The organism is Runella rosea (assembly GCF_003325355.1).
Classification (GTDB): domain Bacteria; phylum Bacteroidota; class Bacteroidia; order Cytophagales; family Spirosomataceae; genus Runella; species Runella rosea.
Window position 1 is genome coordinate 1589779 of the sequence record NZ_CP030850.1, and the last position, 21151, is coordinate 1610929.

25 protein-coding genes are annotated in these 21151 nt (G+C 44.4%); 17 read left to right on the forward strand and 8 right to left on the reverse strand.

The features are described 5' to 3' along the window. Positions 1–33: 33 nt before the first annotated feature. Entirely contained in the window at positions 34–906 is an 873-nt protein-coding gene (locus tag DR864_RS06755) for a Ppx/GppA phosphatase family protein (RefSeq protein ID WP_114070185.1), read from the reverse strand. A gap of 215 nt (positions 907–1121) precedes the next feature. On the opposite strand from DR864_RS06755, the gene DR864_RS06760 reads away from it, so the two are divergent. The 4 genes from DR864_RS06760 (at position 1122) to DR864_RS06770 (ending at position 4920) form a co-directional block, all read left to right on the forward strand. Next, on the forward strand, positions 1122–2984 hold the full coding sequence (locus DR864_RS06760; protein WP_114066235.1) for a carbamoyltransferase family protein: 1863 nt from the start codon (positions 1122–1124) through the stop codon (positions 2982–2984). A gap of 60 nt (positions 2985–3044) precedes the next feature. Continuing rightward, positions 3045–4178, forward strand: coding sequence for an SGNH/GDSL hydrolase family protein (locus tag DR864_RS06765; RefSeq protein ID WP_114066236.1), 1134 nt, complete (start codon positions 3045–3047; stop codon positions 4176–4178). A 139-nt stretch (positions 4179–4317) separates the two neighbouring features. Next, positions 4318–4467 (forward strand): DUF5989 family protein, encoded by a 150-nt coding sequence (locus DR864_RS30055; RefSeq protein WP_166558107.1) that lies wholly within the window; start codon positions 4318–4320, stop codon positions 4465–4467. Between the two features lie 84 nt (positions 4468–4551). Further along, positions 4552–4920, forward strand: a complete 369-nt coding sequence (locus DR864_RS06770; RefSeq protein WP_114066237.1) for an SxtJ family membrane protein — start codon at positions 4552–4554, stop codon at positions 4918–4920. A gap of 14 nt (positions 4921–4934) precedes the next feature. Here the strand turns inward: DR864_RS06770 and DR864_RS06775 are convergent, their stop codons facing one another. Beyond that, positions 4935–5684 carry an LOG family protein gene (locus tag DR864_RS06775; RefSeq protein ID WP_114066238.1) on the reverse strand — a complete coding sequence of 250 codons (750 nt, stop codon included), beginning with the start codon at positions 5682–5684 and terminating at the stop codon, positions 4935–4937. 59 nt (positions 5685–5743) lie between these two features. Here DR864_RS06775 and DR864_RS06780 point away from each other — a divergent pair, with 59 nt between their 5' ends. The 7 genes from DR864_RS06780 to DR864_RS06810 all read left to right on the forward strand — a co-directional run bounded on the left by DR864_RS06780 (position 5744) and on the right by DR864_RS06810 (position 11659). Then, positions 5744–6382: an MBL fold metallo-hydrolase gene (locus DR864_RS06780; protein WP_114066239.1), complete on the forward strand. Its 639-nt coding sequence runs from the start codon at positions 5744–5746 to the stop codon at positions 6380–6382. 59 nt (positions 6383–6441) lie between these two features. Further along, the gene (gene pssA / locus DR864_RS06785) at positions 6442–7146 is read left to right on the forward strand and encodes a CDP-diacylglycerol--serine O-phosphatidyltransferase (RefSeq protein WP_114066240.1); all 705 of its coding nucleotides are present in this window, start codon (positions 6442–6444) and stop codon (positions 7144–7146) included. Between the two features lie 85 nt (positions 7147–7231). Beyond that, the gene (gene purS / locus DR864_RS06790; protein ID WP_114066241.1) at positions 7232–7483 is read left to right on the forward strand and encodes a phosphoribosylformylglycinamidine synthase subunit PurS; all 252 of its coding nucleotides are present in this window, start codon (positions 7232–7234) and stop codon (positions 7481–7483) included. 79 nt (positions 7484–7562) lie between these two features. Beyond that, positions 7563–8564, forward strand: coding sequence for a 3-oxoacyl-ACP synthase III family protein (locus tag DR864_RS06795; RefSeq protein WP_114066242.1), 1002 nt, complete (start codon positions 7563–7565; stop codon positions 8562–8564). A 122-nt stretch (positions 8565–8686) separates the two neighbouring features. Continuing rightward, a complete protein-coding gene (locus DR864_RS06800; protein WP_114066243.1) occupies positions 8687–9139 on the forward strand; it encodes a DinB family protein in 453 nt (150 codons plus the stop codon). Between the two features lie 54 nt (positions 9140–9193). After that, entirely contained in the window at positions 9194–10267 is a 1074-nt protein-coding gene (locus DR864_RS06805) for a sialidase family protein (RefSeq protein ID WP_114066244.1), read from the forward strand. A 6-nt stretch (positions 10268–10273) separates the two neighbouring features. Next, positions 10274–11659, forward strand: coding sequence for a Gfo/Idh/MocA family oxidoreductase (locus DR864_RS06810; protein WP_114066245.1), 1386 nt, complete (start codon positions 10274–10276; stop codon positions 11657–11659). Between the two features lie 67 nt (positions 11660–11726). Here the strand turns inward: DR864_RS06810 and DR864_RS06815 are convergent, their stop codons facing one another. Together DR864_RS06815 and DR864_RS06820 are read right to left on the reverse strand one after the other, a co-directional pair. Further along, positions 11727–12461, reverse strand: a complete 735-nt coding sequence (locus DR864_RS06815) for a LytR/AlgR family response regulator transcription factor (protein ID WP_114066246.1) — start codon at positions 12459–12461, stop codon at positions 11727–11729. Between the two features lie 43 nt (positions 12462–12504). Next, positions 12505–13608, reverse strand: coding sequence for a sensor histidine kinase (locus DR864_RS06820; protein ID WP_114066247.1), 1104 nt, complete (start codon positions 13606–13608; stop codon positions 12505–12507). A 50-nt stretch (positions 13609–13658) separates the two neighbouring features. Here DR864_RS06820 and rfbC point away from each other — a divergent pair, with 50 nt between their 5' ends. From rfbC to DR864_RS06835, 3 genes are all read left to right on the forward strand, one after another. After that, a complete protein-coding gene (gene rfbC / locus DR864_RS06825; RefSeq protein ID WP_114066248.1) occupies positions 13659–14204 on the forward strand; it encodes a dTDP-4-dehydrorhamnose 3,5-epimerase in 546 nt (181 codons plus the stop codon). Between the two features lie 195 nt (positions 14205–14399). Beyond that, on the forward strand, positions 14400–15143 hold the full coding sequence (locus DR864_RS06830) for a tyrosine-protein phosphatase (protein WP_114066249.1): 744 nt from the start codon (positions 14400–14402) through the stop codon (positions 15141–15143). 59 nt (positions 15144–15202) lie between these two features. Beyond that, complete coding sequence (locus tag DR864_RS06835) at positions 15203–15607, forward strand: DUF983 domain-containing protein (protein WP_114070186.1); 405 nt, start codon at positions 15203–15205, stop codon at positions 15605–15607. Here the strand turns inward: DR864_RS06835 and coaD are convergent. The 4 genes from coaD to DR864_RS06855 all read right to left on the reverse strand — a co-directional run bounded on the left by coaD (position 15591) and on the right by DR864_RS06855 (position 18144). Then, positions 15591–16064: a pantetheine-phosphate adenylyltransferase gene (gene coaD, locus DR864_RS06840; protein ID WP_114066250.1), complete on the reverse strand. Its 474-nt coding sequence runs from the start codon at positions 16062–16064 to the stop codon at positions 15591–15593. The genes DR864_RS06835 and coaD overlap by 17 nt on opposite strands. A gap of 21 nt (positions 16065–16085) precedes the next feature. Further along, entirely contained in the window at positions 16086–16976 is an 891-nt protein-coding gene (locus tag DR864_RS06845) for a DUF3822 family protein (protein ID WP_114066251.1), read from the reverse strand. An 87-nt stretch (positions 16977–17063) separates the two neighbouring features. Next, positions 17064–17585 (reverse strand): NUDIX domain-containing protein, encoded by a 522-nt coding sequence (locus tag DR864_RS06850; RefSeq protein ID WP_114066252.1) that lies wholly within the window; start codon positions 17583–17585, stop codon positions 17064–17066. A 118-nt stretch (positions 17586–17703) separates the two neighbouring features. Beyond that, on the reverse strand, positions 17704–18144 hold the full coding sequence (locus DR864_RS06855; protein ID WP_114066253.1) for a CBS domain-containing protein: 441 nt from the start codon (positions 18142–18144) through the stop codon (positions 17704–17706). Positions 18145–18281: 137 nt separating this feature from the next. Between DR864_RS06855 and DR864_RS06860 the strand changes: the two genes are divergently transcribed. The 3 genes from DR864_RS06860 to DR864_RS06870 all read left to right on the forward strand — a co-directional run bounded on the left by DR864_RS06860 (position 18282) and on the right by DR864_RS06870 (position 21151). Then, a complete protein-coding gene (locus DR864_RS06860) occupies positions 18282–19700 on the forward strand; it encodes an ATP-dependent DNA helicase (protein WP_114066254.1) in 1419 nt (472 codons plus the stop codon). A 171-nt stretch (positions 19701–19871) separates the two neighbouring features. After that, complete coding sequence (locus DR864_RS06865; RefSeq protein ID WP_162793608.1) at positions 19872–20465, forward strand: hypothetical protein; 594 nt, start codon at positions 19872–19874, stop codon at positions 20463–20465. Positions 20466–20734: 269 nt separating this feature from the next. Next, positions 20735–21151 (forward strand): hypothetical protein, encoded by a 417-nt coding sequence (locus tag DR864_RS06870; protein WP_162793610.1) that lies wholly within the window; start codon positions 20735–20737, stop codon positions 21149–21151.

Here is a 21151-nt window from a genome sequence, read left to right on the forward strand (position 1 = left end):
CGAAGGGGTTTTGTGTAACAACGTAATGTACTTCTACTTTTTCAGTTTTTCATATACCAACTGAATAATGCCGTCTTTCAATCCCAAGTCGGGCACCAGTATCTTATCAGCACCCGCCCATTTCATAACTGAAGTATAAATATCCGCCGCTGGAATGATCACGTCGGCACGGTCGGCATTGAGTCTTAGTTTATTGACGCGTTCTTCTTGGCTAAACGAGGCGATGTAGTCACGCATTCGTTTCAGTTCCGACAAAGAAGTCGAGTTGTCGGCGGTTTTGGAGACTAAATTAAAAAGCTTGGAAATGTTACCGCCCGTTCCGACGGCCACGATGGGTTCGAGCGAATCTACATTATCCTCAATCCATTGTTCCATTTTCCCCCAAGCTCCTTTGCTTTCCTTGCCTTCCAACAAACGCACCGAGCCAATTTTAAACGATTTAGTGGCAATTTTTTGCCGATTAAAATAAATGTTCAATTCTGTGCTTCCACCTCCTACGTCGATGTGAAGGTATTGGCCGTCTTCTAATGCCTGGACCACAACATTGTTGATGAGCTGCGCTTCACGGGTGCCGTCAATGATGTGAATCTGAATGCCCGTACTTGCTGCAATCCGCTCTACGATGTCCTGGCCATTGGCAGATTCGCGCATGGCCGAAGTGGCGCAGGCCATGTAACCCTCGACTTCGTGCAGTTCCAGCAACAGTTTGTAGCACTGCATCAGCTTGACCGTACGAGCTTCGCTCTCTGGCGTGATGTTGCCGAAATTAAAAACGTCATGTCCAAGACGTAATGGAAAACGAACGTATTCCACCTTTTTGAAACTGGTATAACCACCATCGTGCAGAACGGATGAAATCTGTAGGCGCGCTGCGTTGGAGCCAATATCAATTGCCGCGATTTTCAATGAATTTTTGTCATTTAGTTTGTGCAAATGTAAAACCTAGCGGCATACCTTTTAATAACCTAATTCGTTAATTTTTGAAATTTCTCATAATCCTCCTTAGTTTTGTCTGCATTATATAGAAGTTTAAAAACCAAAAACCGGCAAAGTTGTAGTAACATTGTCAAGATTTTCAACAAAAATCATCACAAATACCCCCTATTTTATCCCATCTTAGAATGAAGATACTTGGAATTTCCGCATTTTACCACGATTCAGCTGCCGCTCTGATTGACAATGGCGAAATTGTCGCCGCCGCCCAGGAAGAGCGTTTTACCCGTAAAAAACACGATCCAAACTTCCCTTCCAATGCCATCAACTATTGTTTAGAATACGGCGGAACTACCCTTAATGAACTGGATGCCATTGTTTTTTATGACAAGCCTTTACTCAAGTTCGAACGTTTGCTGGAAACCTATTATACCTTTGCTCCCAAGGGTATCAAGTCGTTTATCACCGCCATTCCGGTGTGGATTAAAGAGAAAATGTTTCTCAAACGACTCATCAATGAAGAATTAGAGAAAATAGGGTACGACAAAAAGAACCCCGTTAAACTTCTTTTTCCCGAACACCACTTATCGCACGCCGCCAGCGCATTCTATCCTTCTCCTTACGAAAAAGCAGCGATTCTGACCATCGACGGCGTAGGTGAATGGGCTACCGCTTCGATTTGCTCGGGCGAAGGCAATAAAATTTCTATTCTGAAAGAACTCCGTTTCCCTCACTCATTGGGGCTTTTATATTCGGCATTTACGTATTTTTTGGGCTTTAAGGTCAATTCGGGAGAATATAAATTGATGGGACTTGCTCCGTACGGTAATCCTTCCTCGCCAGAGGTTGACAAGTACGTTGAAACCATCAAAAAAGACCTCGTGGTCATCAAAGAAGACGGCTCCATCTGGTTGGACCAAAACTATTTTGATTACGCCACGGGCCTCAAAATGGTGCGCGAAGCCGACTGGGAACGCCTCTTCGGAATGAAAACCCGCAAGCCAGAAGACCCGCTCGAAGCACACCACTGTAACCTCGGATTGGCCATTCAGCGCGTCACCGAAGAAGTAGTGGTAAAAATGGCGCAGGAAGCCAAACGCCTCACGGGAGCCGACTATTTATGTTTGGCTGGTGGAGTGGCGCTCAATTGCGTTTCCAACGGAAAACTCCAAAAATCAGGTGTGTTCAAGGAGGTATTTATCCAACCCGCCGCTGGTGATGCAGGTGGAGCCTTGGGAGCAGCCTTGACTGCTTACTACATTTATTTCGACCAAAAACGTACCATCAACTACACGCAGGATGCGATGAGCGGGTCTTATCTAGGGCCTACGTTCTCGGATCTGGACGTGGAGTTGGTCTCCAAAAAATACAAAGCTGCGTTCAAAAAATTTGACAACTTTGACGAATTGACCAAGGAAGTATCCCAAATTTTGGCCGACGGCAACGTGGTAGGTTGGGTACAGGGGCGGATGGAATTCGGGCCCCGGGCCTTGGGAGCGCGCAGTATTTTGGGCGACCCCCGCAACGCAGAAATGCAGAAAAAACTGAACGTTAAAATCAAATACCGGGAGTCTTTCCGTCCGTTTGCGCCTTCGGTATTGGCCGAAAAAGTGGGCGAGTATTTTGATTTTGACGGAATCTCACCGTATATGCTGTTGGTTCATCCTGTCAAAGAGTCGCGCCGCAAAAAACTGCCCGCTGAGTTTGACTCGTTTGATCTGCGCGACAAGCTTTATTATCTGCGTTCAGACTTACCTTCCATTACGCACATCGACTTTTCGGCCCGTATTCAGACGGTACACAAGCAGACCAATCCGCGTTATTATCAATTGATTCAAGATTTTGAAAAATTGACCGGTTACGGCGTGATTGTCAACACCAGCTTTAACGTACGCGGCGAACCTATCGTAAGTACCCCCAACGATGCCTATCGCTGCTTTATGCGTACCGAAATGGATTATTTGGTCGTAGGAAATTATCTGTTTGACAAACGTCAACAACCCGAATGGCAGGATACCGATAACTGGAAAGAGGAGTTTGTACTGGATTAAATTTCGGTCCATTTACCAACAAATACCAATGATTCAGGGACTTATTCCTACATTTTTAATATGATTTCAAAACTCATCACCTCACTCGTCCGCCTTGCTGTTTTGAGTATTCCGGCGTTTCTTTTGTTTTTTCCCGACAAAATAAACATCAAGTTTGACTACCCTTACGCAGGCCTTATGGATAACTTTTATATCCGTTTGGCCAAAGCAATGGTACTATTTTTTGTGCTAATAGAGCTATTGCGGATGTTTTATTACGGAATTATCAAAAACCCCAAGGGCAATAAAATTGTGGCCAATATCGCTACGCTTGGGATCATGGTGGTGTGGTTGGCAGGTTTATTAGAAATCGCGTTTATGTTTGTTTCTCAAAGTCATGAAGGAGATTTGAGCAAAGCTTCGCAGATTTGGTTTGCCAAGTACTGGAAACCGATTACGACCGAAGGCTACCGCGATTTTCCGAAAACGGACGCTGAAAAGAAGAAAAAAGTGTTAGTGTTGGGTGATTCTTTCGCGGCAGGACACGGTTTAGACAAAACGGAAGAGCGCTTTTCGGATCAATTGGAGCAAAAACTGGGCGCTGATAAGTACGCAGTGTACAATTTGGGGGTATCGGGTTCTGATACACGCGATGAATTTCAGCGTTTACAAAAATTTCCCGTTAAGCCCGATGTGTTGGTGTTGGAGTATTTTCCGAATGATATAGAAAGAGCCGCCCGCGACGCCAAACTGACGTTGGCCGAGTTCAAGCCTTACGACGACATCAAGCTCCCGGGCGTAGGGTCGTTGGTGATGCGCTTTTATCTGCCCAATTACATTTATTGGCAATTTCCGCACATGCCGCCCGCGTCGATTACGGACTTTGTTCAGAAATCATACACCGACACCACGATTCTGAATCCTCACTTGCGTGATTTACAGAAAATCGTGGACTACGCCCGTGCGCACAAAGCGCCGATGTACGTGGTGATGGTTCCGTTTTTACAAAATGTGGAGAAGAGCAATGGCTATACCAAACCCATTGAAGATTTCTTTACCAATCAGCAAATTCCGGTCGTTCGCTTGAGTGAGCACCTGAGCCCGATTCCTCCCAAAGAGCGTATTGTGGGGAAGAATGACGGTCACGCCAGCGCCAAAGTAAATGCAGTCATTGCTGACAAGTTGTATGAGCAGATGAAGGTTTCCTTAAAATAAATCCAACAAATGTTCACTTTGTCTTAATGCGAAAATGTGTAAATTTGTGCTTAATTACATTTTATAACTGTTATAAACCATTCGTTTTGGTTGTTTTTTAGACCGAATACGTATATAAATAACTACAAACTTACCGAAGATGGATTTCTTAAAAGACTTATTTGCTTTCCTGAGTGAGCGGAAGAAGTGGTGGTTAGCTCCAATGATTATTCTTTTATTGCTTATCGGCGTCATCATTGTCATTGGCGGAGGCTCAGCCGTAGCACCGTTTATTTATACATTGTTTTAAGTATTAAGGAAGCAGGAGCGAGAATTGAGCAGCTTAAGAACTGTAATTCTCTCTCCTACCTCCTCACTCCTCACTCCTCAAAAAATGTCTGAAGCTGAAAAAAGTAAAGCCCAGTTAGTAATCGTTACGGGGCTGGTTATCTTTTCGTTTATTTTCAAATCTGCCGCTCTTTATTTGTTATATGCTGCTGGAATCGTAGGCGCTTTAAGTATTTTCATTCCAGTTGTCGGCGATTTTATTGTTAAAATTTGGTTCAAAATAGCCGAAGGGCTGGGTTGGTTTAACTCACGCGTCATCCTTTCGATTATGTTTTACGTGTTTTTATGGCCCATCGCCATGCTATATCGCCTTTCTACAAAGAATCCAATGGGCATCAAACGCCCAACTGGCAACAGCGTATATGTAGAGCGTAATCATACCTATATCAAAAAAGACATGGAGAATATTTGGTAGAAAAGTGCTCGTTATTATCTCTTTTCTAAAAGCCACCAGATGGGCCGACGACGTTTCTGGATTTGAAAATTGGCGGTAAGATACACCCGAATGTGCTCAATGGCCTCCTCCATGTCATCGGTCACTTTAAGTAAATCTAAGTCTTTGGGCGAGATTGTGCCTTGGTCGGCCATCTTTTGTAACATCGAAATCATCGGTGTATAGTATTCTTTACCAATGACAACCATCGGGAAGTTATGAATCACTCCCGTTTGTATAAGCGTGAGTGTTTCAAACAACTCGTCCATCGTGCCTACCCCACCAGGCATAATTACAAAAGCATAAGAGTACTTGACTAAGAGCACTTTACGAATAAAGAAATACTTTATTTTCACCCACTTTTCCATATACGGGTTTTCTTTTTGTTCAAAAGGAAGCTGTATATTACACCCCACCGAGCGCCCGCCGCTTTCAAATGCCCCTCGGTTGGCCGCCTCCATGATTCCCGGGCCACCGCCCGTCATGATGGTCAGTCCCAATTCCTGCGAAATCCGCCTCCCCAATACGCGGGCCTGCTCATAATAAATACTTCCCTCTTTGAATCGAGCGGAGCCGAATACCGTTACGCACGGCCCCACAAAATGCAGCGCCCGAATTCCCTTAAAAAACTCCCACACTACCTCCAACAAAAACACAAACTCAGAACGTCGGCTCTTGGGGCCTTCTAAAAAATAATATCCTTTGCGCTGATCAATAAAAGGGCTTTGGGGTTGCTTATCAGTCATTGTCGGTAGTGTTTACAGAATAGTTTAGTAATTTTACGGTCGAATATGATGAAGTAAGTATGATTCAAATACAATCTTTTGTTTTCTCCCCTTTTGCCGAGAATACCTACGTCCTTTATGACGAAACCAACGAGGCCGTCATTATTGACCCCGGCTGCCTGATGCAATCAGAAAAAGAAACGTTAGCGCGTTTTATCGAACAAAAAGGGCTAAAAGTAACGATGCTCCTCCAAACACACGCGCATTTAGACCATGTATTTGGCAGTGCGTATGTAAAGCGCAAATATGGCGTAAAAATGTACATGCACAAAAACGAACTTCCAATTTTGGCGTCTGTTGAAAGTCGTTGCAATTTATGGGGAATCAGGGGCTACGAACCCGTCGAAGCCGATGTCTTTTTGGATGAAGGTGATGTGGTAAAATTCGGTCATTCAATCCTTGAAATTCTGTTTGTGCCCGGCCACGCGCCCGGGCATTTGGCGTTTGTCAACCACGACCAACGTTTCATCATCGGGGGCGATGTTTTGTTTAAAGGAAGTGTAGGCCGCACCGATTTTCCGCTCTGCGACCCTGCCGCACTCCAGCGAAGTATCAAAACCAAATTCATGACTTTGGAAGATGATTATCAGGTATTTGCTGGGCATATGGATCCTACCACCATCGGTCGCGAGCGCCGTACCAATCCCTTTCTTAACTGATTTTCGGCCCTATCTATTTTACAAATTCCTATTTCATCACGGCTACCCGTACTACCACTATGCGTCTTTTTACCATTCCAAACCTAATGACCTGCGGCAACCTTCTCTGTGGGTGTGTGGGGATAGTGTTTAGTTTTCGCGGAGATTTATTGCTTTCGGGGTATTTGATTCTGTTTGCGGGCATACTTGACTTTCTGGATGGTTTTGTGGCACGGTTGCTGAACCAATCCTCGCCAATCGGCAAAGAACTTGATTCATTGGCCGATATGGTTACGTTTGGCGTGCTGCCTTCCATGATAATCTTTCAGTTATTGGAACGTACCACCACCTCCCTTGACATTGGGGCCATGATGCTTTCGTTTAGTGCCTTTATTTTGGCAGTATTTTCGGGTTTACGTTTGGCAAAATTCAACATTGATACCCGCCAATCGGATTCATTTATTGGAGTGCCAACGCCAGCCAATGCTATTTTGGTGGCGGCGTTGCCGTTTATTCTGCGCAATCACCCCGAGTACGAGCCGTGGATTATCAATCAATCCGTTTTGGTAGTTTATACCCTCTTAATGTCGTATTTATTAATCTGTGAGCTGCCCCTTTTGGCGTTCAAATTCAAGACATTTGGCTGGAAAGACAATCAAATCAAATATATTTTTATCCTTTTGGCGGTGATTTTGCTGTTTTTGCTGAAATTTGCAGCCATTCCGCTGATAGTAGCGCTGTATATCCTACTGTCAGTGTTTCAACGAATTTTTAGATTTCACTAACGAGGACTTTGCTTATTGACTAAAATCCTGCCGATTTGTCTCAATAAAGCTGCCTCTCAATCCATTTTAAATCACAAATTCCCTCATGAAATTCATCGCTGAAATCAACGTCATGCCGCAAAAAGAGATTTTGGACCCTCAGGGCAAAGCCGTCAAATTGGGTCTTCACAATTTGGGCATTGACGACGTGTCAGACGTACGCATTGGCAAACACATCACCATGGCCCTCGATGCCGACTCAGAAGCGGATGCGCAGCAACGCGTCGAAACTGCCTGTAGCAAATTATTGGCCAATATGATTATGGAAGATTATACATACACGTTGAAAGAAGGTTAGAAAAGGTTAGCTGTTAAGGGGTTAAGTACTCCTGTCGATTTTTAACTCTTAACTGAAAAACCTTTAACTTCCCACAAAAATGCCTTATTCCAAAATTACAGGTTTAGGTTATTACGTCCCTGAAAAGATAGTAACCAACGATGATTTGACCCAATTGATGGAGACTTCCGACCAATGGATTCAGGAACGCACCGGAATCCGTGAGCGGCGGTACTTTACCTACGGCAAAGAAACCAATTCGAGCATGGCCACCGCCGCGTCGCGGCAGGCCCTCGAACGAGCAGGCTTGCAACCAGCCGACGTAGAGATGATTGTCTACGCCACCATTACGCCCGACTATTTCTTTCCGGGTTCGGCATTTTTGATGCAGCGAGAATTGGATTTAATCGGAATCCCCGTCGTTGACATTCGGGAGCAATGCTCGGGCTTCGTTTACGCCCTTTCCATTGCCGACCAGTTTATCAAAACGGGTATGTACAAAACCATCTTGGTAGTAGGTGCCGAAATCCAATCCACTTGGACCGACAAAAGCACTAAAGGCCGTAACGTAGCCGTTATTTTTGGCGACGGTGCCGGAGCGGCGGTTTTACAAGCCACCGAAGACCCCACGCATCGGATTCTTTCTACGCACCTTCATGCCGATGGCCGTTTTGCCGAAGACCTCTACGTCAAAGACCCCGGCAGTAGCCGACCTACACGCGCGGCTACCAAAGAAATGATTGACGAAGGTGGTTTTGAAGTAGTAATGAACGGTAATGCGGTGTTTAAACACGCCGTAGTTCGCTTTGCCGAAGCCATTCGAGAAGCATTGGATGCCAACGGCTACCAGCCCGAAGATATTTCGCTGTTGGTACCGCATCAGGCCAATATTCGCATCAGCGAATACGTGCGCGACCAAATGAAACTCCGCGAAGACCAAGTCATCAGCAACATTCATAAATACGGCAACACCACCGCCGCGTCTATTCCCATTGCACTCACCGAAGCGTGGGAAGAAGGCCGCGTAAAAGACGGTGACCTTATTTGCCTCGCCGCTTTCGGTAGCGGTTTTACGTGGGCATCTGCGTTGATAAAATGGTAGTAAACCGTCGGGTAGTTAGTGATAACCACCCGACGGTTATAAATTCTTCTGGTACCATACGCTAAGTCCTTGACAGTTTGAAAGGTTTTCACCAACTTGTCATGACCTTAACGTCATGTACCATGAAAGCACATCATATCCGCCTGCTCCAATACGAATATTGGGCCAATTCACGCATTATCGAAGCGCTCGAAAAACTCGACAATCCCCCCGAAAGAGCGGTTCTGCTCACGAGTCATATTCTTAACGCTCAAATGGTGTGGTTTACCCGGATTGCCAACGACCATTTAGTGGTTGGGATTTGGGATTTATTGCCCGTTTCGTGGCTCAAAGAAACCTCCGACCACAGTTATCAAAAATGGGAAAGCTACGTCAGAGACCTCGATGAAGTTGAATTTAATAAAATCATTAAGTATCAAAACACCAAAGGAGAATACTTTGAAACGCCCCTCGGCGAGATTCTGACACATTTGAGCCATCATGCAGCCTACCACCGAGGCCAGATTATCGACGCCCTAAAACCCGTACTTCATCCACTGCCAACGACGGACTATATTTTGTGGCTGAGGGAGTGAAATTATCACCCGAAATGATAATAAACACGCACATAAACTATTTATGGGAATAGTATGAAAAAGTCAGTTGTACAATTTTCATTTGAGAGAACCGCTTTTTGTATTCTTTTTTTGGGAATACTGTTATTCTCCTGTTTCCCTGCAAAATACATTAAACCCGATAACCATGTACCGGGGATTCGATTTACCCGTTTGCCAACCGGAACATCCAATATTTCAGGCTTCTACTTTCTCAACGAGAGAAAAGGATTTCTATGGACAATCTATGGCGAATATTACAAGACGGAAAATGGCGCACTAAGTTGGACAAAAACAAACAATAAAGTCTACGGATTGGTTTTTCGCAATGAAAAAGCAGGTTTTGGATTCTCTCAATTACCCGATAAAAAGTTATTGGTAAAAACAGAAGATGGTGGCGAAACATGGCAACCTATCTATGAAGTACCGCCCCACTCAAGTTGCTCAAATATATCAATTGATGAACAGAAAAGAGTTTTATTTTTTATTAACAATACCTCCGTCACAGCGCAAAATACAAGGCACGAATCAACTTTATTGTATTCGGAAGATGAAGGAATCAATTGGAGAATGGAGAAGTATGACAGCTTAAATATTTTCTCCCTTGACTTTGCCGACAAAAATATTGGATTTGCGACCGGTCCATCCAATAAAAATCGGGTAATTTTAAAAACATTGGACGGCGGAAAGTCATGGAAACCTCTTGATTTATCTTCGCTGGGAATTTCCGGTGTCTATTCGATTCGATTTCATCAAGAAATAGGGGTGATTGACAATGCATGGAAAACCAACGATAAAGGACAAACATGGCAAAAAATGGGCAGATTAACTGCAGATGGGGATGTCCATTTTATTGATTCAAAAAAAGGCTATGCATTTGGCAGTGGCAAAATATCTAAAGTGAGTAGGAAATCTGATATGCTCCAAACCTACGCTTCGGTATCATATACAGGAGACGGAGGCGCTACTTGGAATACGAATGATAAAATTTCAATCATCCCGCCAATTACACAAGTCTTTTTTATAAATGATGCCTTAGCTTTCGGAATTGCTTTCAGTGAAGACTATTATAAAGGTGAATTGATAAGAATAGATATAACAAACAAGTAACCTCAAATGCCAACCCTTAACCGCCGCGACGTACTCAAAACCCTTGGTCTGACCGCCGGGGCCGCCGCCCTGACCCCGACCGCCCAAGCCAACGAAATCAGGGAAATAACTTTTCCTGAAAATCCCGATTATATCCCCCTCGCTCAGCCCATTACGGCCATTGTGCTGGGGGCAGGAAATCGCGGCAATGTGTATGGACGCTACGCCGTGGCCTACCCCAACGACGTAAAAATGGTGGGCGTGGCCGAGCCGAACGAATTTAGAAATGAACGCTTTGCCAAAACGCACGGTATTGAATCCGCGCATCGCTTCAAAACGTGGGAAGATGTGTTTAAAGTCCCCAAATTTGCCGATGCCGTCATCATTTCTACGCCTGACACCCTCCACTACGGACCTGCGATGAAAGCGCTGGAAATGGGGTATCATATATTGCTCGAAAAGCCCATTTCGCCCTCCATGCAGGAGTGTTTGGATATTTTGGCCGCCACAAAGAAATCAAAAAGCATCATTGCGGTCTGCCACGTATTGCGCTATACGGCGTATTTTCGTAAGCTGAAAGAACTTTGCGCTTCGGGCACGTTGGGTGAGATGATCAGTATCAATCACCTAGAAGGCATTGAGCACGTACACATGGCGCACTCATACGTGCGGGGCAATTGGCACGAATCCGAAAAGACGAATCCCCTTATCTTGGCAAAATCAAGTCATGATTTAGACATCATGCGTTGGATTGCCAATACGCCCGCCAAAACCGTGTCGGCTTACGGAAATCTTAAATGGTTTAAACTCGAAAACGCCCCCGCTGGCAGCACCGAGCGCTGCGTAGAAGGCTGCAAAGTGGAGCGAGAATGTCCATTCTCGGCCATCAAAGTCTATTACGAACAGAAAAAACGCATCCACGTACTAGACGTTCCCGAAGACCCATCCCTGCAAGGCCCCGCCATTTTGGAACGACTCAAAACCTCCAACTACGGCCGCTGTGTATACCGTATGAACAACGACCAGCCCGACCATTACACCAGTATTTTTCAATTTGGAAACGGCATTTTAGCCACTTTCGGATTGGAAGCATTTACCGCTTGGGAAGCGCGCAAAACCCGCGTGATGTTTAGCATGGGGGAAATTGAGGGTGATAATGATTTAATCAAAGTAACCGATTTTCGTACCAAAGAAGTCACCATTTGGAAAGCCAGCGCCCAGAAGGAATTCAACAACTCGGGTCACGGTGGCGGTGACCACGGGCTGATGCAAAATTTTGTGCAGGCCGTGGCCCAGAATAATCGAGCGTTATTGACCTCAACCATCGACGCCTCCATTGAAAGTCACGTCATGGGTTTTATGGCCGAAGCTAGTCGCAAAAGCGGCAAGTCGATGGACATAAAGCTGGGTTAGGTTCGGAAAGAGAAAATCATGAAAGATAGGCGTCTGATGGATACAACCGTCGGACGCCTATTTATAGTTACAGGCTCAGCATATCTTTAAAACGAATGGCCTGACGACGTGATATTTCTATTTTTTCGCCGCTTCCGCGCAACGTCACCAATAATCCACCCGAAAACCAAGGTTCGATTTTTTCAATCCACTGCAAGTTAATGATGTGCTTGCGGTTGGCCCTGAAAAAAGAAATCGGGTCCAAACGTTCTTCAAGGGCGTTTAATGACTTGAGAACGAGCGGCTTTTGATCGTCAAAATGCAGTCGAACATAGTTGCCCATGGATTCAAAAAGACGAACTTTTCCGAGCTTCACAAACCAGCATTTTTCACCGTCTTTGATGAAAACTTGGTCATTTTCACCCAACATTTTGCGCTCCGAAATCGAATCATGATCGTGTTTGCGATCCAATTCTTCAAACACCCGGTGAACGGCTTCGCTCAGTCTGGGAAGGTCGATGGGCTTGAGTATATAATCTAGCGCATTGTATTCGAAGGCTTTGAGGGCGTATTCGTCGTAAGCAGTGGTAAAAATAACCTCTGGGATGGTATCATCTTCCAGCGCTTCCAAGAGCTCAAAACCGTTTTTGCCCGGCATTTGAATATCTAAAAATAATAGGTCTGGACGGAGTTCATTCACCATTTTGATGGCCTCATCGGCATTGGCTGCTTCACCAACAACTTCAATTTTGGGGAAATTTTCGAGCAAACGGCGTAGCTCATTGCGAGCGAGCCTTTCATCGTCAATAATAAGGGCTTTCATTAGCTGATGTTTAGGGTGATTTAGATGTTAGGTGATATTATGTTTATGATTGGCTTTTTACAATTGGTTTGGCGGCGGTATTTCGAAAGACCCCCTCGGTCTGAGTGGGCAAAATAACTTCCGCCCTGACGACATCTTCCGACTCTTGAAATATTCTGAACCTTGCTGACTCGTCCCCGTAAATTAATTGCAGACGACGCTCGGTATTGGCCAAACCAAACCCGCTGGCCTCTTTGTGTTTTTCCAAATCGTTGTCTTTTTTAACCAACGTTCCCGTATTGCGAATGTGGATATGCACATAATTGCCATCCAAAAAAGAGGTCACCTGCACAAATCCGCCACTGACCGCTTTCTGAACTCCGTGTTTGATCGCATTTTCGACAAGCGTTTGAAGCATCATGGGAGGTACCTGTAAATAAAGCGTTTTGGGATCAATATGAAAATCTGCCATCAGGCGGTCTTCATAACGAACTTTCTCCAAAGCTAAATAATCTTCTACAGTCTTCAATTCTTCACGCAATTCAACCGTTTTTCGGCGGTCGGCCAGTAGCGAATTACGTAAAATATTGGATAATTGAGTAACGCTTTGCTGCGCTTTTGAAGGGTCTTCCGACACCAACGCCCGAATAGAATTGAGCGCATTGAACACAAAATGGGGATTTAATTGCGAACGCAGGATTTTCGCTTCTGTTTCTTTTACCGAGGTTTTGAGTAGAATTTTTTCAATCTCGGTATCTCTCATGCTTTCTACGTAATGATAAATGGTGTAGCTCAACACCCACATAAACATGCTCTTGCTCCACGAAAGCCAAAGCGAAAAAAATATATAAGGCTGACTTCTAACTACTTCCTTTAAAGTATGAATATCAATCGGGAAGTTCATAAGCGTCATTATGAGGCCCAAAAGTAACCCAGAAAATATCACACGCGGGACCAATTTATACAAGGGTTGCGCAACCCAATTACGTTCACGAACCACCAAACGATAAAAATGGGTGAGTAAAATACAAACCAAAATATTGGCAATCGCTAAGTAGAAGAACTCCCACGTAAATTCGTCTTCGAGGCTAAAAACCCAAAGTTCATAAAACATGAGTGCTGTCCAACTACCTACTTGACAAGCCCAATAGATTCTTTTTTTCGACATTCGAGCAAATTAGCTAATTTTGTACTGGATATTCAATTATATACTCACCCATGCAAGTTATCAAAAAATCCATCGACGGACTGTTGGAAATTATACCAACGGTTTATAAAGATGAAAGAGGGTCTTTTTTCGAGAACTATAATCGTCAGCTCTTCGAAGCCAATGGCCTACCCACCCATTTTGTTCAAGACAATCAATCGTTTTCTAAAAAGGGAGTTGTTCGCGGTTTACATTTTCAACGTGCTCCTCACGCCCAGGGAAAATTAGTCCGCGTGATTGTAGGCCGGGTACTGGATATCGCCGTTGACATTCGCCCCAATTCTCCCACATTTGGGCAGTACGAAGCCGTCGAGCTGGATGGAGAACGAAATAATATGTTCTACATTCCCGAAGGTTTTGCCCACGGGTTTGCCGCGCTAGAAGATTCCATTTTTAGTTATAAATGCACCAATCTTTATCATAAAGTTTCGGAAGGAGGCATCCTCTGGAATGATGCAGAACTCAACATTGATTGGCAGGTTTCTGACCCGATTGTATCTGAAAAAGATGTGCTTTTACCTTCGTTTAAAGCCCTTTTTGAGCAGATTCATCCATAGCAATTTATGTACCAATAAGGTTATCCCACCCCAACAAATTCATCGATTCTATATCCCATTCAGATATTATATGTCATAATAAACCAATTATCAAGGTATTAGGATTTATTTTTTTTACCCTTCTACTTTGGCACAATTCGTGACCATTGAAACGATTAAAAGCAAGTTTACCCTTGTCACGAATTGAAAAATCTCATGCCTTTTTCTTTCTTAAAACGAAAACGAACTGTCGCAGGATATGCACCATCATCTCCCTTTACGGTAGACGTTCACGCGCATATTTTACCCGGGTTAGACAACGGTCCAGAGATCATCGAAGAGAGCATTTTGCTTCTCCAAGAAATGGCGGCCGCTGGGGTTCGTAAAATAATTGCTACCCCCCATATCATGGGGGATTATTATCGCAATACCGCCGCAACAATCGAGTCTTGCCTTGCCCGAATTCGTTCGGAGCTTCAGCGTAAATGCATTTCCATTGAGCTGGAAGCCGCCGCCGAATACTACCTTGACATATCACTCATCTCATCCCTTGAAAACAATCAACCCTTACTCACTATCGCAGACACCTATCTACTTTTAGAAACGAATATTGTAGGAATGCCCTCATTTTTGGGGGAAGCCATCCGATTGGCCCGCCAACGAAACCTCGTCATTGTATTGGCGCATCCCGAACGGTATCATTATCTACAACAAAATTTCAATCTCGTGATGGATTTGCACCGACAAGGCGTTTTGTTTCAGGTAAATCTGGGCTCTTGGGCGAGCAGTCATCAAGGCACCCGTATGCTGGCCGAGCGTTTGGTTTCTGAAGGTTTGGTTTCTTTTGTGGGCAGTAATGTACATAATCTCCGCGATTGGAATCAGGCGCATGAAGCCCTACGCAGCGTTACCTTCGCCAAATTGGTGGAAAAAGGATTGCTTAATCAACATCTGCTTTAGCATTTTTGCACCAAAGCTATTCAACGATTGTTGTACCTTTAGCAAAATTTCAAGAAGTCATGCTTAAAGGAACCAAAGTTTACAGTATTCTCAACAATAAATGCCCCCGGTGTCATCAAGGATCATTTTTTATCTACAATAATCCTTTCAATTTAAAGAAATTCGATAAAATGCACCCCCAATGCGAAGTATGCGGTGAGTCGTTTGAGCGAGAGCCGGGCTTTTATTTCGGCGGAATGTACGGTAGCTACGCGCTCTACACGGCGTTGATAGCCGTGGTATTTGTGAGCTGCGTGGTGCTTCTGGGAATCAATATTTTTTACGTATTGGCCATTCTTATCCCCGTCCTTATTATTTCTCAACCCGTCTTCTTTCGTTGGGGCAGGTTGTTATGGATCAATGTTTTTGTGAACTACGACCCAGAAGCCGCCAAAGGAGAAAAGAAAATTACGCCGAAATGGTAAGTTCTGAGAGTTTATAAGGCAGAAACTCATCCACATTGTGGCCATACTTGTGGAGTTCGCGAATAATCGTTGAACTGATGGGAGCCAAATGCGGCGAAGTAATCAAAAACACCGTTTCTACGTCGCTGTACACGTGGCGGTTTACCTGCGAGATACTGTTTTCGTACTCAAAATCGGTCGTATTTCGTAATCCTCTCAACAAAAACCGCGCGCCCAACTGACGCGCCATGTTGGCCGTGAGGTCGTCGTAAGTGACGGTCTGGATTTGCGGGTATTTCTCAAAGGTCTCCTCAATCATTCGTTGCATTACTTCCACTGGAAAATAACGCTTTTTGGCGGTGTTGTGCCCAATGCCGACGATGATTTCGTCAAAAAGGTGCAAACCTCTCAGGACGATGTCTTCGTGGCCTTTGGTAAAGGGGTCAAACGAGCCGGGAAAAAGAGCGATGCGTTTCATGCGTAGAATGCGTTAGCGGTTTCAGGAAGCGAAGGGAATTGTATATAGGCTATAATACCGGTGCTCGGGCACGTCTTCAAAGGCCTCGCCCAACACCAAAGTTTCGGGAGTTTTGCCAAACGAAAGATGCGGTAAAAATTTCTGAAGCAATTGATAATCTTCGGAATAAGGGGTTGTTTCACCATAAAAACGGCACTTTACCTCGGCGGGTTTGAGTTGGAGTGAATCCAGTACAAACATGATGAAATACGCCATATCGGCCGCGGCTTTGTAGGCAAATTTATTGCACATCAGGAGCGAATCGTTCTTGACAATCACCAACGTCACGAAGTCATCTTCAAAGTGTAGATTCATCAAAACCGCTTCTTTATCCAGCACCGAAAGCGCCAACGCACCTTCAATCAGCGCATTGGTTTGGTGAATAAAAGCGGGCAATTGCAACGTATACGTATTCAGCACCCACTCCCAAAGCTCTTTATTGACCGTAAACACGTTTCGGGCTTCGATGCGCTTTACTTCGCGGTGCAAAATTTGGTCGGTTTCAAATAAATCTCCCTGCACCAAACTTAGGTAGCTATTGACGTATTCTTTACGAAAATAAGCTTCTGGCACCAAGGTAAAATACGGCGTATTGAAGGAAACCGTCACGCTTTTCCAAAGATTACTGCCCCAAAAAGGGTGAAGCGCCGACAGTTTTGCCAACCAATTCGCCCATTTTTTTTCGCTTGGCAGCCCGCCTATCAAATAGTCTTCCAGATACAACACGCGCTTTTTTTTGCTATCAAGCACCAAAAAGCGCAATCGTTCGGCCCCCAACTCCATCAGCAGTTCATACTCCGCGCATTTTGTGGGGTCGAAGCGTTCGTCTTTTATCTCCAACAAAGGAGCTATCACGTTTTGTGTATCAACCATCCCTCTTTCTATAATCCAGTGTTAATTGTAAAAAGTTAATCGTTTTGATAATTAACCGGCTCATTCACGAATATTGTGCTAAATGTATCAATTGTTTTCGACATCGGCCAATTGCGCGGATTCATCGTTCAAATACCCCCGCAATTGGTAAATATCCGACAAGCTTTCGCAGTGCCTAAACAACGTATGGACTTCGTGGGCTGGATAAGCTTTGATTTCTTCAATACTCATCCAGCGCATCTCCTGAATAATCTGATTGTCGGTGGCCATTTCGGGGTCCATGCCCAAGTGCAGGTTTCCACCTTTTTGTTTGACCTCAAAAAATAATTCTAGGGCGTGGAGGGGTGGCTGCATAAATTCATTGACAAACAGCAGATTTCCGATCTCAATAAAGAGACCCGTCTCTTCGTCAAACTCCCGTTTGAGGGCCTCATGCGTTGATTCTCCAAACTGAATTCCCCCGCCGGGAGGACACCAAAAAATGTCGGTATCGCCGATGCCGCGATGGCTAAGCATCAAAATTTTATTGTTTTCAATGCAAATCCCACATACTCTAATCCGCAGTCGATTGCCATACAACCGGGCTACTTCTTGTCTTGCCTTTTCCAATGGACAGATATTGGTTAACGTTATAAGTTAATCGGCAAGAATTGACAGTACCCTGAAAATCAAGCTACTGTCTATTGACGACCAACGTTGAACTTTTTCAAGGCTACAAAGATAGTGATTATGCGTAAGGATTGCCCGAAATGTAGCTCTCCAGCGATTCAATGCGTACTTTTTGGTCCTTAATGATACTGGTTACCACGTCATTGATGGAGATGATACCGATGAGCTCGCCCTCATCGACCACGGGCAAGTGACGGATATGTTTTTCCGACATGATGACCATCGCTTCTTCCAGTTTTTGCTCGGAAGTCACGGTAATAAGCTTGGAGGTCATTACTTCTTTGATTAACGTTTGACTGGACGCGCGCCCTTGAAGAATCCCTTTGCGGGCATAGTCGCGCTCCGAGAAAATCCCCGCCAAACGTCCCTCTTCCAAAACCAACACCGCGCCAATGTTTTTTTCGGCCATTTGTTTCAGCGCATCCAGCACGGTAGTTTCCGGCGTAACCGAATAGATAGCATTGCGGGACTTATCGCGTAATACGTTCTTAATTTTCATGTTTAATTACTTTAATTTTGAAGAGTTAGGTGAAAAAGGTGATGAAAATACAATTTAATCCAAAAAAATGAAAACTTTCAACAAGGAATAATTTATCAGGGTTGTGAAATTTGTGTTCCTGCCGTAGTTTTGGATACATGAAAGAAACACCACCTCCAACCGTCTCGGATTTACTACTGAAGAGCTTTCCGCATGAGCCTACCGCAGGTCAACAGCATTTTTTTATAAAAATAGCCGAATTTCTGGAAGATGATAACCTGCGCGACTGTTTTTTGTTGAAAGGCTATGCCGGAACGGGAAAAACTACCCTCATCAGCACCGTCATCAAAGTGGTCAGTAAGTTTGGCTTCAAAACCGTGCTTTTGGCCCCCACGGGTCGCGCCGCCAAGGTGATGAGCAACTATTCCAAGAAAAAATCATTTACGATTCACAAAAAAATATACCGTCAGGTGGCCGATGCCTACACGGGCTCGCTGCATTTTGAGCGTCAGGCCAACAAACATCGCGACACGCTTTTTATCGTGGACGAAGCCTCGATGATTTCGGACGAGGCCGAGTTTGGCTCGCGCGGGTTGCTGTACGACTTGATTGAGTACGTTTTTGAGGGCATCGGCAACAAGCTGCTCATCGTGGGCGACGTGGCCCAGCTGCCGCCCATCAACAAAGACCTCAGTCCCGCGCTCGACAAGGCGCTCCTCGAAAGCACCTACTACATGAGCGTGTACGAGCAAGAACTGACAGAAGTGACGCGCCAAGGACAAAACTCGGGGATTTTGCAAAACGCCACCCGCCTCCGCGACGCCCTGCCGCTCGAAAAACTTTCTATCCAACTCCGCACGCGCGGCCTGCGCGATTTTTATAAGATGCCAGGCGACCGCCTCGAAGACGGCCTCCGCTACGCCTACGACAAACACGGCCGCGAAAACGTGACCATCATCACGCGTTCCAATCGCGAGGCCGTTCAGCTCAATGAGTTTGTGCGCCGCCAAATCAACGGCTCCGAGGAAGAAATTGAAGCGGGCGATTTGCTGATGATTGTCCGGAACAATTATACCGTGCTCGACGAAGAGTCGCCAGCGGGCTTTTTGGCCAACGGCGATTTTGTGGAAGTAAAGCGCATCCGTAAAGAGGAAGAAATGCACGGCTTTCGGTTTGCCACCGTTGAGCTTCAATTGTTGGATTATGAAGAGCAACCGCCGTTTGAAGCCAAGATTTTTCTGGACACGCTCCACTCCCCCGCCCCGTCGCTGAGTCAGGATGAAAACAAGCGTTTATATGAGGCCGTTTTGCAGGATTATATCTACCTAAAATCCAAAAAAGCCCGCACCGAAGCCATCCGGCAAGATGTGTACTTGAACGCATTGCAGGTCAAATTTGCCTACGCCCTCACCTGCCACAAATCGCAGGGTGGGCAGTGGAAATCGGTGTTTGTGAACCAAGGGTATCTGCCCGAAGAGCAGGTAAATCGGGAGTTTGTACGGTGGCTCTACACCGCCATGACCCGCGCTACCGACGAGGTATTTATGATGAATTTTCACGCGCAGTTTTTTGAGTGAGGGGAAGGGGCAAGGCGCTCAAATAAAATACAAATTCTTGATTAACAACATATTAATAACCACAGCCTTTAATACTTGCTTTTTGCGATGGAAGCATTTACTTTGCGTAAAACATGCGTCAATTAGCGAGTTATATGCCATATTATGACAGACACTAATAACACAATCATTTTGACGACAAGACCAAGTTTAAGAACAATTGGTTTTGGACTTTTTGGTGCTTTGTTTTTTGGTGCATTCGTATATTTAATGACTTCATCTAAGTGGACATTAGCTGACGGGACAGACTATAAAACAGGAATGATAATTATGTGGATTGTTCTTGGAGTTTTTGTTTTTTTTACGCTTGCTTGCTTGTGGACTATCTTTACAATAAAGACCATAGTTTTGACAAGCAAAACATTAATTATAAAAAGACCATTTCTTTTGCTTCAAAAGACAGTTCCAATTGATAATATTCGACAAGTAACTGAAAGGACTTTCAAAATAAATCCGACTGTTCGCTGGACGACTTATAACGTCTATGAAGGTAAACAAATATTAATTGAGTGTTTTCAAGGCAAGTCAATTTTGCTTAACTCCTTTGAAATTTCAGACTATTACAACTTGACAAAGCAATTAAGCAAGTTAAGGCGTGAAAAAAACAATGGTTCTGGTAAACAGAACGAAGACTTAAAAAATGAAAATCAAGGCTACGGGTGGCTTGTATTTGTTGCTTTGTTGACAATTGGACTAATTTACTCTATAATTAAACAGAAACTGTGAACGACCAGAAAAGAAATACGGCATATAACAGCGGTTTGGCTTTATGGGGGCTGAAGTGCTTCGTAGAAACATTTGTGCAAGGTTCAAGATTTGTACTTCGTATGAACAGTAGGGCTAAAAATCCCCCACAACGCCAAGCCGCCGCCCGTTGCCTGATATATTGATTTCAAAAGACACATTTTATAAGTCAATTAAAAACGAATAAATACGCACATAGACAACCTAGTCTATAATTTACTTTATCGGCTATTCACGAACCCAAACTGAAAATGATGGAATTTAGAGCATTTTTTTGCGACCCCGTAGAAGCCGACATCATTGATCTTGGCGATATGGCACAAGACACAATCATGGATACTTTTGAAAAGATTGATTGGAATGAGTATTTGCAAAAAAGTATAAATGCCAAACTCGACGAAATATATTTTCACCCAACATTTGGCGTCGAAAACAAGAAAAGTGGAAACGAACTTACTATTTCAGTCATCGGTGAGCCCGATAATTATGAATTTAAAGTTACGTATAAAAGCCCCCAAAAAGTAAAATCATTTTTTGGACTCAACGACCAGATTTCCGACAATTACTCGACAGTCACTCAAGCAACAACCAAAAACGATGCGATTGACTGGTTAAATGCTTTGTTAAGAAACGACACGGCCTACTTAGAAAGCAGGGTTGATCATTAA